This is a genomic window from Propioniciclava sp. (assembly GCF_036744435.1).
Taxonomy (GTDB): Bacteria; Actinomycetota; Actinomycetes; order Propionibacteriales; family Propionibacteriaceae; genus Propioniciclava.
Genome location: NZ_DAIOIA010000111.1, coordinates 1,240 through 10,061, shown reverse-complemented (window position 1 = coordinate 10,061; position 8,822 = coordinate 1,240). Strand labels below are relative to the sequence as shown.

The following is an 8,822-nucleotide window of genomic DNA, read 5'->3' as shown; positions in this document are numbered from 1 at the left end:
GCTCGCGCCGCGGGGCAGGGGCCCGGCCCGGGCGCGCGGCGTCCTGACCGTCCTCGCCTGGGTGTGGCCGGCGGTGCCCGTCGTCGCCTGGCTTGCCACCGGCGGCCTGAGCCAGGCCGCCTCCTCACCGGCCGGGCTGCTGACCGGCGCGGGGATCCTCTCCGGGCTGGTCGCCACCGCCATCGTCGTCGAGATGCTGTGGCTGGCGGCCCGCGTCCCAGCCGTGGAACGCGTTCTGGGCCACGACCGGGCCCTCAGGATTCACGCCAGCCTCGGCAAGCCGGCCTTTCTCGGGCTGGTGTTCCACGGCCTGTTCGTGGTGGCCGGCTACGCGCTGGCCGACGGCCTCACCTGGTGGGGGGAGTTCGGGCAGCTGTGGGCGACGAACGACGCCGCCCTCGCCGTGGTGGGGCTCCTGCTCCTCGCCGTGGTGGCCGCCAGTTCGGTGGCGATGGCGCGCGCCCGCCTGCCGCACGAGGTGTGGTTCGGCATTCACCTGCTCACCTACGTCGCCGTCGCCGTGAGCCTCCCGCACCAGTTCACGATGGGGGAGGTGTTCGCGTCGGGGCTCGCCGCCGCAGGGTGGCTGGCGGTCTGGGTGGTGACCGCGTTCGTCGTCCTCACCTACCGCGTGTTCCTGCCGCTCTTCGCGACGCTGGAACACCGGCTCGTCGTCACCGCGGTCACCCCCGTCGCCCGCGACACGGTCGCCATCGACATGAGCGGACGCCGGCTCGATCGCATCGGCCTGGAGGCGGGCCAGTTCTTCACCTGGCGCTTCCTCGCCCCCGGGCTGTGGTGGCACGGGCATCCGTTCTCGGTGTCGGCGACCCCTGATGGGCAGCGCGTCCGGATCACCATCCGCCGCAGCGGCGCCGGAACGGACCTCATCGCCACGCGCCTGCGTCCGGGGACGCCGGTGCTGTTCGCCGGCCCCTACGGGGTCTTCACCGAGCGCATGCGCACCACCGACAGGGTGGTGTTGGTGGGAGTGGGCAGCGGCATCGCCCCGGTGCTGTCGCTGATGGGAGATCTGCCGGTGCGTCCGGGCGCGGCGACCGCGATCGTGCGGGCGGGCAGCGTCGAGGAGATCCCGCACCGCGCCGAACTGCACACCCTGGCGGCGACGCGGGGCGTCCGGCTGATCGAACTGGTCGGCTCGCGGCGCCGCCACGCCGACGGATCGGCGTCCTGGCTGCCGGAGGGCGCCCGCGCCACCAGCCTGCGCGACCTCGCTCCCGACCTGGCCGACGCGGACCTGTACGTCTGCGGACCGGGTCCCGTCCGCGAGCAGGTCGTCGGGGAGGCGTTGGTGGCGGGCTTGCCGCCCGCCCGGATCCACGCGGAGGCGTTCGCATGGTGACGGGCCGGCACGACGTACTGCGCGGCGCCTGCCGTGCCACTGAGGAAGGGAGTCTCCCATGAGCACACGCGCCACCGTCGCGGCGGCGATCGCGTCCACCGGGGTGCTGGGACTGGGGTGGCTCTACGGCACCGCTCAGGGTTACACGTTGCCGGTGGCGCCGACGACCGACCAGCCGGTCACCGGTACGGCGGACGTCACGACCACCGACGACACGACGTCCACCCAGACGACCAGCGTCCCGAGCGCGAGCGCCACAGCGACGCCGTCCGCGACGGCCGCCGCAGGGTCGGGTTCGGCCACGAGCCTGACCGACGGCACGTACACCGGCGACACGGTCAGCCACCGCTACGGGCAGGTGACCGTGACCGTCACGATCCGCTCCGGGGCGATCGCGTCGCTGTCGGAGCAGGTGAGCGCGTCGAGCGGCGGCCGATCCAGCTCGATCAACGCGGCGGCGATCCCGACCCTGCGGCAGGAGATCCTCGCCGCCGACAGCGCGCGGGTTGACACGGTCTCGGGGGCCACCTACACCTCGCAGGCGTACCTGACCTCGTTGCAGTCGGCCCTCGACGAGGCGTCGGCATGAGTGCCCGGTTCGTGTTCCCCGTGATGGGGACCGTCGTGAGTCTCACCACCCCCGACGCCATCCCGGTCGGCGTGCAGCAGGAGGTCGCGGGCGCGTTCCACCGCTACGACGCACGCTTCAGCTTGTGGCGGCTGGGCAGCGAGGGTGACCGGGTCGCCCGCCGCGACCTGCCGCTGCGCGACGCCTCGCCGGAGTTCCACGACGTCTACGACCAGGCGACCCGGTGGCGATTCCTGACCGGCAACGCGTTTCGGCCGCGGCGTCCCGACGGGGCGATCGACCTGTCCGGCCTGGTGAAGGCGCTGGCCCTCGACGAGGCCGGGAAGGCCCTCACGGATGCCGGGTGCGAGGCCTGGTGCCTGAACGCGGGCGGCGACATCCTGGTGAGCGGGGATGCCCCCGACGGACGACCATGGCATGCGGGGGTTGTCGACCCCCGGGACCGGCAGGTGTTGCTGTCGGGCCTCGACCTGGGCGAGGGCACGCGGGCGCTGGCCACATCGGGGACCGCGGAGCGCGGCGAGCACGTCTGGCGCGCTGGCGCCGACCACCGGTTCTGCCAGGTCAGCGTCTCCGCTCCCGACATCGTCACCGCGGACGTGTGGGCGACGGCGATCCTCGCGGGGGGCGTCACGACCCTGCAGCACGCCGCCGCCCAGGGGGGCGTCGACGTGCTGGCGTGTGGGGTCAACGGCGAGTTCTGGAGCACCCCCGCCTTCCGGACGGCCCCGCCCGCGGCGTGATGAGGCGGCAGTCGCTCAGAGGTACTCGTTGAGCGCCTTGAGGATGGCGCCCTTGGAGCGGGCGCCGACGATCTGCGTGGCGACCTCGCCGCCGACGAAGAGCTGCAGCGTCGGGATGCTCATGATCCCGTACTGCGTCGGGACGGCCGTGTTGTCGTTGGTGTCCAGCTTGACGAAGCTGATCTTGTCGCCGTGCTCGGCGGCCAGTTCCTCGATGATCGGCGCGATCTGCTTGCAGGGGGTGCACCAGTCGGCCCAGTAGTCCACCAGCACGGGCTTGGAGGACTTCAGGACATCCTGGTCGAACGAGGCGTCGGTGACGGCGGGGACTGCGCCCATGGTTCTCACTCCTTGTGTGGTGCCGCGCGCTCGCGGGAGGGGCGCGCGTGCATGATCGATCGGTTCGGTCACATCCTAAACGTCGGCACTGACGCGGATTCTTCCCGCGACACGGGCGAACACCGTGGGACGCCCCATCCGGCGTCGGTCACGGTCCCCGATTAGGCTCCTGGCATGGAGTGGATGCAGATCGGCGAGGTCGCCCGTCGCACGGGGCTCACGACGCGGACGCTGCGGCACTACGACGCGCTCGGGCTGCTGGTTCCCAGCGGCCGCAGCGGCGGCGACTACCGGCAATACACCCTCGAGGATGTGCGGCGGCTGCTCGCCATCCAGCACCTGAAATCGCTGGGTCTGGGTCTGACGGAGATCGGGGCTGCGCTGCGGAACGGTCTGGATCCGCAGACGACGCTGCGCGAGCACATCGACGCGGTCGAGGAGCGGATCAGCGCCGAACAGGCACTGCTGGCACGTCTGCGCGGGCTGCTCGCCGCGTCCCATGATGACTGGGACGACGTGCTGACCGCGATCGAGCTGAGCGAACGCGTCCGGCACCCCGACGGGGGAGTGCGGTTCCGGGCGGCGCTGGAGTCCCCCGATGCGATCACCACCGATGACCTGATCGGGCTGCTGCGGGACGACCCGGAACCCGGCGTCCGGGAGGCCGCCACCTGGGCGCTGGTGCGGCGCGGCGGAACGGCCTTCGACGCGCTGATCGGGCACCTGGCCGACCCGGACCCCGGCGTCCGGACGCAGATGGCTCACGCGCTGGGCAAACTCCGCGACCCGCGCGCTGCCGGGGCGCTCACCGGCCTGCTCGCCGACCCGGTCCCGGAGGTGGCCGCGAAGGCCGCCCAAGCGCTGGGTCAGCTCGGCGGCCCCGAGGCAGCCGCCGCGCTCGCGGTGGCGCTGGGTCGTGGGTCGGCGTCCCAGCGCGGCACGACCGTGACGGCCCTGGGCGCCCTCGGCGCGGACGCCTTCGGCCCGGTCCTCGTGGCTTTGGGGGCCTCGGAGGCGACCACCCGCGCGGATGCCGCCGAAACGCTCGGCTTGCTGGAGGACACCCGGGGCACGGACGCGCTGGTCGCGGCCACCCGCGATGACGACGAGGAGGTCCGGGTCGCGTCCCTGATGGCCCTGGCGGCGCTGCCCGCAGCCGAGCCCATCGTCGCCGCTTTCGCCCTGGCCTCCGCAGCGGGGGGAAGGACGGGCGCCCTGGCGACGGCCCTCCTCTCCCGGGCGCGTCCTGAGCAGGGGCGCCCGTGAACGGTGTCCGTGCGGTCGAGCCGGGTGGCTCACGCGGTCGGTGACGGCGCCGCCTGCGCGGAGGAGTCGGGGAGGCCCCGCAGCAGGAGGTCGAGCGTGAACGAGAACCGCTCGTGCTCCGTCCCGGAGGTGAGGGCGCGAGCGTGGGCGCGGATCTGGGGGAAGCGGTCCGATGGGAGGTTCTCGAACCGGGCGATGAGGTCGGCCCGCTGCCGGGAGCCGTGGTGACGTGAGTCGCCGCCTCCCCCCTGGGCGGCGGCGACATCCATCGCGTAGGCGCCCACATAGAGGAACAGTGCGTCGATGGCCCAGGCCGCGGTCTGTGGCGCGATCCCCGCCCCGATCAGGATGGCCAGCATCCCTTCGTTGACCCGGAGGACATCGAGGTCGGTCACGTCGATCGCCAGGGCTGCGCGGGAGATGCCGGGGTAGGCCAGGTAGCGGTCGCGGAGCTGGACGCATACGTCGGTGATCTGCTCGCGCCACCGGTTCGGCTCGGGCGTGGGCAGGAGGACGTCGCGGCACAGGCGTCCGATGAGCAGTTCGTCGAGGTCGGCCTTGTTGACGACGTGGGCGTACAGCGAAGCCGGGCCGGTGCCCAGGCGCGTGGCGAGGCTGCGCATGGTCAACGCGTCGTAACCCTCTTCGGCGACGAGGGCCAAGGCTGCGGAGGTGATGCGCTCGGCGGAGAGCGGGGCCTTCGGCGGCGCCGCGGGTTCGCCGGATGCGTGTCGGGCGTCGCGGCGCCGTTGCGGGGAGGACATGTCCACACCCTACCTTGACACGAACGCCGTTCGGGCGTTAGAACGATGTTCGTGCATAACGAACACCGTTCCATCTCGCTACGAGCGTCCTGGCTTCCCCTCAGCGCGCTCTCGGCGGTCTTCCTGGTCGAAATGCTCGACAACTCGATCCTCACGGTGGCGCTTCCCACCATCGGACGCGACCTCGCCGCGTCGGCCACGGCGTTGCAGTGGGTGACCGGCAGCTACGCCGTCGCCTTCGGAGGCCTCATGCTGCTGTTCGGCTCGCTGGCCGACCGATTCGGACGCCGCCGCATGATGCTGATCGGGCTGGCCCTGCTGGCCACCGCGAGCGCCGCGACCGTTCTGGTCTCCACGGCGGAGCAGTTGATCGCCCTGCGGGGGCTGATGGGAATCGCCGCAGCCATGACGACTCCGGGTTCCATGGCGCTGGCCTACCGGCTGTTCGACGAGGAAGCCGCTCGCGTGCGCGCGGTGACCGTCATCTCGACCGTCGGGCTGATCGGGCTGGCCGTCGGCCCCACGATGGGAGGCCTCGTCCTCGGCGTGGCGCCCTGGCAGGTGCTGCTGCTGGTCAACGTCCCCATCGCCCTCTACGCCCTCGTCGGAATCCGAGCTGGGATCGGGCAGGACGCCCCCGAGACGCTGCATCGCGCACCGCTGGACGTCGTGGGGGCACTCCTCGCCACGGCCGCCATCGTGCTGGCACTCCTCGCGCCGACCGGGTTCGTCGAGGTCGGCCCGCGCAGCGCCCTTCCGTGGGGGTTGCTCGGCGGCGCCCTGGCGGCCGCCGGGCTCTTCTGGATCCAGGAGCGGCGCGCCTCCCACCCCCTGATCGACCTGGCCCTGCTGGGAAGCCCGCTGGTGGCGAGCGGTCTCGCCTTCAAGGCGGCCGCGGGCCTTGCCACGGCCGGGCTCTCCTACCTGGTGACCCTGCAGTTGCAGTTCGCCTGGGGGTGGCCACCGGCGCTGGCTGCGGTCGGGATGCTGCCGCAGGTGGTCGTGCTGCTGGCGCTTGGCCCCTTCGTGAACCCGCTGGTCGCGCGCTGGGGGATGGCCCGCGCCGCCTGGGTGAGCGCCTCGGCCGTGGTGCTGGGCCTGGCTCTGTTCACCGGCCTCAACCGCGTCGGCTACGGAGGCGTCGCGGTGGCGCTCGCCCTCGTCGCCGCCGGGCTGCGCGTCATCGGCGTGGTGGCGGCGATCACCGTCCTCGACGGGCTGCCCGCCGCAAGGACGTCGGTCGGCGCGGCCTTGACCGACACCGTCACGGAGGTGGCCAACGGGGCCGGAGTGGCCGTCGCCGGGACGCTGATCGCCGCGTTCGTCGCCGGGAGCATCACGGCGCCCGGGTGGACGCCCCAGCAGGCGGCGCAGTTCGAGGACGCCGTCACCTGGGGCGGGGGTGCGCTGACGGCGCTGGCGGCCGGGCTCGTCGCCTACGGCTTCGCACGCTCACGCCAGCACGCGAACCCCGTTGGGGCGCCGTGACGGCGAGGCTGCGGCGGAGCGGCGCCGCCCGAGGACGACGCAGGTCCCGCACCCAGGGGGCGGGACCTGCGTCAGCGCGGACCGGTCAGGTCGTCACGAAACGGTCAGCCGGGATGCCGTGGCGGCGACGCGCCGGTCGGCATCCGAACGGAACCCCTCGACCGCCGCAGCGGCCTCGGGGCCGAACTGACCCAGGGCGGCGACCGCCGCCAGGCGCACGTCAGCGTCCGGGTCGGACGCCAGGGCGCCGAGCGCGTCCGTCGCGGTGACCGCATCGACTCCCAGGTGGCCCAGGGCGTCGGCGGCGTGCACGCGCACGTCCCGGTCCGAGGAGCCGAGCCCCTCGACCAGGGTCGGGACCGCAGCCTCGCCGAAGCCGGCGAACGCGCCGGTGAGCGCGTCGCGCTGCAGGGCGTCACCGTCCCCGAGCCGGGTGGCCAGCACCGCCAGCGCCTCGGGACGCCCGGTGTTGGCGACGGCCCGGTAGGCCTTGATGGCGACATCGGACGCCGCGTCGGACACCAGGGGTGCCAGCGCGTCGAAGTGCACCGGGTCGCCGACCTTGCTCAGCACGTGAGCGCCGGTGCGCCGGGTGTCGGCGTCCTGCGCGGTCAGCATCCCCAGCACCTGCGGCAGGGCCGTGTCGATGTGCTGCACGGTGGCCCAGGTCAGATCCTCGCGGACGCAGGAGTCGGCCTCGGTGGCGAGGCGCTCGACGAGCGCGGTAGCCGTGGTGCCGCTCGGGTCCTGCTCGCGCCCCAGCGCGAGGGCGGCGTGCCGCCGGTTCGTGCCGTCCGGGTCGGTGAGCTGGGCGATGAGTCGATCAGTGTTGTTCGTCATGGTTGTTCGACCTCCTAAGCCTGAACCATAAAGATTGACGTCGCGTCAAGGTCAAATGCCCTTGTGAGGAGGGAGAGGGGGTCCGTGCTGCTGGCGCGATGTGGGCTCCACGCGGCTCACTCGCGACGAGCAGCGTGTGCGGCGGGCTCTCAGAGGTTCGCCAGGGCGGCGGCCAAGCCCTCGGCGGCGGTCACGTCGCCCAGGGAGGCCAGGTAGCGCTCGGCATCCAAGGCGGCGGCGCACCCGGTGCCCGCCGCGGTGATCGCCTGCCGGTAGGTGTGATCCACCAGGTCACCGGCCGCGAACACGCCCGGCAGGTTCGTCTCCTGGGTGCCCGGCTTGACCAGCACGTAGCCGGCGTCGTCCAGGTCGACCTGGCCGCGGACCAGCGCCGAACGGGGGTCGTGACCGATCGCGACGAACACGCCCTGGACGGGGATGTCGGTCGTCTCGTCGGTCTTGACGTTGCGGACGGTGAGCGAGGTGACGTTGTTCTCGCCGTTGATCGTCTCGGGGACCGAGTCCCACACGATGCTGATCTTCGGGTCGGCGGCGGCGCGCTCGGCCATGATCTTGCTGGCACGGAGCTCGTCGCGGCGGACGATCATGGTGACGGTGTCTCCGAAGCGGCTCAGGAAGGTGGCCTCCTCGACGGCCGAATCACCGCCGCCGATGACCGCGATGTTCTTGTTGCGGAAGAAGAAGCCGTCGCACGTCGCGCACCACGAGACCCCCTTGCCGGACAGCTTGTCCTCGCCCGGGATGTGCAGGTGGCGGTAGCCGGAGCCCATGGCCAAGATGACGGCCTTCGCGCGGTACTCGTCGCCGTTGGCGTCCTTGACGACCTTGATGGGACCGGTCAGGTCGACCTCGACCACGTCTTCTTCGATGAGTTCCGCCCCGAACCGTTCGGCCTGGGCGCGCATGTTCATCATCAGGTCGGGGCCCATGATGCCCTCGGGGAAGCCGGGGAAGTTCTCGACCTCGGTGGTATTCATCAGCGCGCCACCGGCCTCGACGGACCCGGTGAACACCAGCGGGGCCAGGTTGGCGCGCGCGGTGTAGACCGCGGCGGTGTAGCCGGTGGGGCCGGAGCCGATGACGATGACTTCGCGGACGTCGCTCATGAGTGTGTTCCTCGTGCTGGGTGGTGCGGCCAGACTACCGGCCACATCCCTACAACCCCGCTCGGCGCCGGGGCATTCCCCGCCCGTTGCCGCGGTCGCCGGGGTGGACGCCGAGCGCCGCCGGGCCGATAAGGTCAGCCTGTATCCATCCCCCGTTCGTCGTTCCGCAGCCACGCTCCCCGAGCGGTGCGCGCCCGTGGCCGACGGAAAGGAGCCACGCATGAGCGACGATCAGTTCTGGCGCCGTCCCCCGGATCCGACGTCGGGAGGGTCGTCCGCCCAGCAGGGGCCAGGATCCTGGCC

10 protein-coding genes are annotated in these 8,822 nt (G+C 72.4%); 6 read left to right on the top strand and 4 right to left on the bottom strand.

All coding sequences use genetic code 11. The features are described 5' to 3' along the window. The 3 genes from V7E09_RS12390 to V7E09_RS12380 all read left to right on the top strand — a co-directional run. A partial coding sequence (locus V7E09_RS12390) for a ferredoxin reductase family protein (RefSeq protein WP_324523463.1) occupies positions 1-1,363 on the top strand: 1,363 nt, incomplete at its 5' end. 58 nt (positions 1,364-1,421) lie between these two features. After that, positions 1,422-1,952 (top strand): FMN-binding protein, encoded by a 531-nt coding sequence (locus V7E09_RS12385; RefSeq protein WP_324511555.1) that lies wholly within the window; start codon positions 1,422-1,424, stop codon positions 1,950-1,952. Further along, the gene (locus V7E09_RS12380) at positions 1,949-2,695 is read left to right on the top strand and encodes an FAD:protein FMN transferase (RefSeq protein WP_324511556.1); all 747 of its coding nucleotides are present in this window, start codon (positions 1,949-1,951) and stop codon (positions 2,693-2,695) included. Before V7E09_RS12385 ends, V7E09_RS12380 begins: the two co-directional genes overlap by 4 nt. Before the next feature lie 15 nt (positions 2,696-2,710). Here V7E09_RS12380 and trxA read toward each other — a convergent pair whose 3' ends face one another. Further along, positions 2,711-3,034 carry a thioredoxin gene (gene trxA / locus V7E09_RS12375; RefSeq protein WP_324511557.1) on the bottom strand — a complete coding sequence of 108 codons (324 nt, stop codon included), beginning with the start codon at positions 3,032-3,034 and terminating at the stop codon, positions 2,711-2,713. 174 nt (positions 3,035-3,208) lie between these two features. On the opposite strand from trxA, the gene V7E09_RS12370 reads away from it, so the two are divergent. Beyond that, positions 3,209-4,300 (top strand): HEAT repeat domain-containing protein, encoded by a 1,092-nt coding sequence (locus V7E09_RS12370; protein WP_324511558.1) that lies wholly within the window; start codon positions 3,209-3,211, stop codon positions 4,298-4,300. Positions 4,301-4,329: 29 nt separating this feature from the next. Here the strand turns inward: V7E09_RS12370 and V7E09_RS12365 are convergent, their stop codons facing one another. Continuing rightward, on the bottom strand, positions 4,330-5,064 hold the full coding sequence (locus V7E09_RS12365) for a TetR/AcrR family transcriptional regulator (protein WP_324511559.1): 735 nt from the start codon (positions 5,062-5,064) through the stop codon (positions 4,330-4,332). Positions 5,065-5,115: 51 nt separating this feature from the next. Between V7E09_RS12365 and V7E09_RS12360 the strand changes: the two genes are divergently transcribed. Beyond that, positions 5,116-6,552, top strand: a complete 1,437-nt coding sequence (locus tag V7E09_RS12360) for an MFS transporter (protein WP_324523462.1) — start codon at positions 5,116-5,118, stop codon at positions 6,550-6,552. Between the two features lie 93 nt (positions 6,553-6,645). Here the strand turns inward: V7E09_RS12360 and V7E09_RS12355 are convergent, their stop codons facing one another. Continuing rightward, positions 6,646-7,392, bottom strand: coding sequence for a HEAT repeat domain-containing protein (locus V7E09_RS12355; protein ID WP_324511561.1), 747 nt, complete (start codon positions 7,390-7,392; stop codon positions 6,646-6,648). Positions 7,393-7,541: 149 nt separating this feature from the next. Continuing rightward, positions 7,542-8,519, bottom strand: coding sequence for a thioredoxin-disulfide reductase (gene trxB, locus V7E09_RS12350; RefSeq protein ID WP_324511562.1), 978 nt, complete (start codon positions 8,517-8,519; stop codon positions 7,542-7,544). Between trxB and V7E09_RS12345 the strand changes: the two genes are divergently transcribed. Next, positions 8,518-8,822, top strand: a 305-nt coding sequence (locus V7E09_RS12345) for a hypothetical protein (protein WP_324523461.1), incomplete at its 3' end; no start/stop codon positions are given. The two genes, trxB and V7E09_RS12345, sit on opposite strands and share 2 nt — an antisense overlap.

Bases quoted from the DNA above. Each gene is read 5' to 3' on its own strand.
- V7E09_RS12385 (WP_324511555.1), top strand. From the start codon at position 1,422: ATGAGCACACGCGCCACCGTCGCGGCGGCGATCGCGTCCACCGGGGTG.
- V7E09_RS12380 (WP_324511556.1), top strand. From the start codon at position 1,949: ATGAGTGCCCGGTTCGTGTTCCCCGTGATGGGGACCGTCGTGAGTCTC.
- trxA (WP_324511557.1), bottom strand. From the start codon at position 3,034: ATGGGCGCAGTCCCCGCCGTCACCGACGCCTCGTTCGACCAGGATGTC.
- V7E09_RS12370 (WP_324511558.1), top strand. From the start codon at position 3,209: ATGGAGTGGATGCAGATCGGCGAGGTCGCCCGTCGCACGGGGCTCACG.
- V7E09_RS12365 (WP_324511559.1), bottom strand. From the start codon at position 5,064: ATGTCCTCCCCGCAACGGCGCCGCGACGCCCGACACGCATCCGGCGAA.
- V7E09_RS12355 (WP_324511561.1), bottom strand. From the start codon at position 7,392: ATGACGAACAACACTGATCGACTCATCGCCCAGCTCACCGACCCGGAC.
- trxB (WP_324511562.1), bottom strand. From the start codon at position 8,519: ATGAGCGACGTCCGCGAAGTCATCGTCATCGGCTCCGGCCCCACCGGC.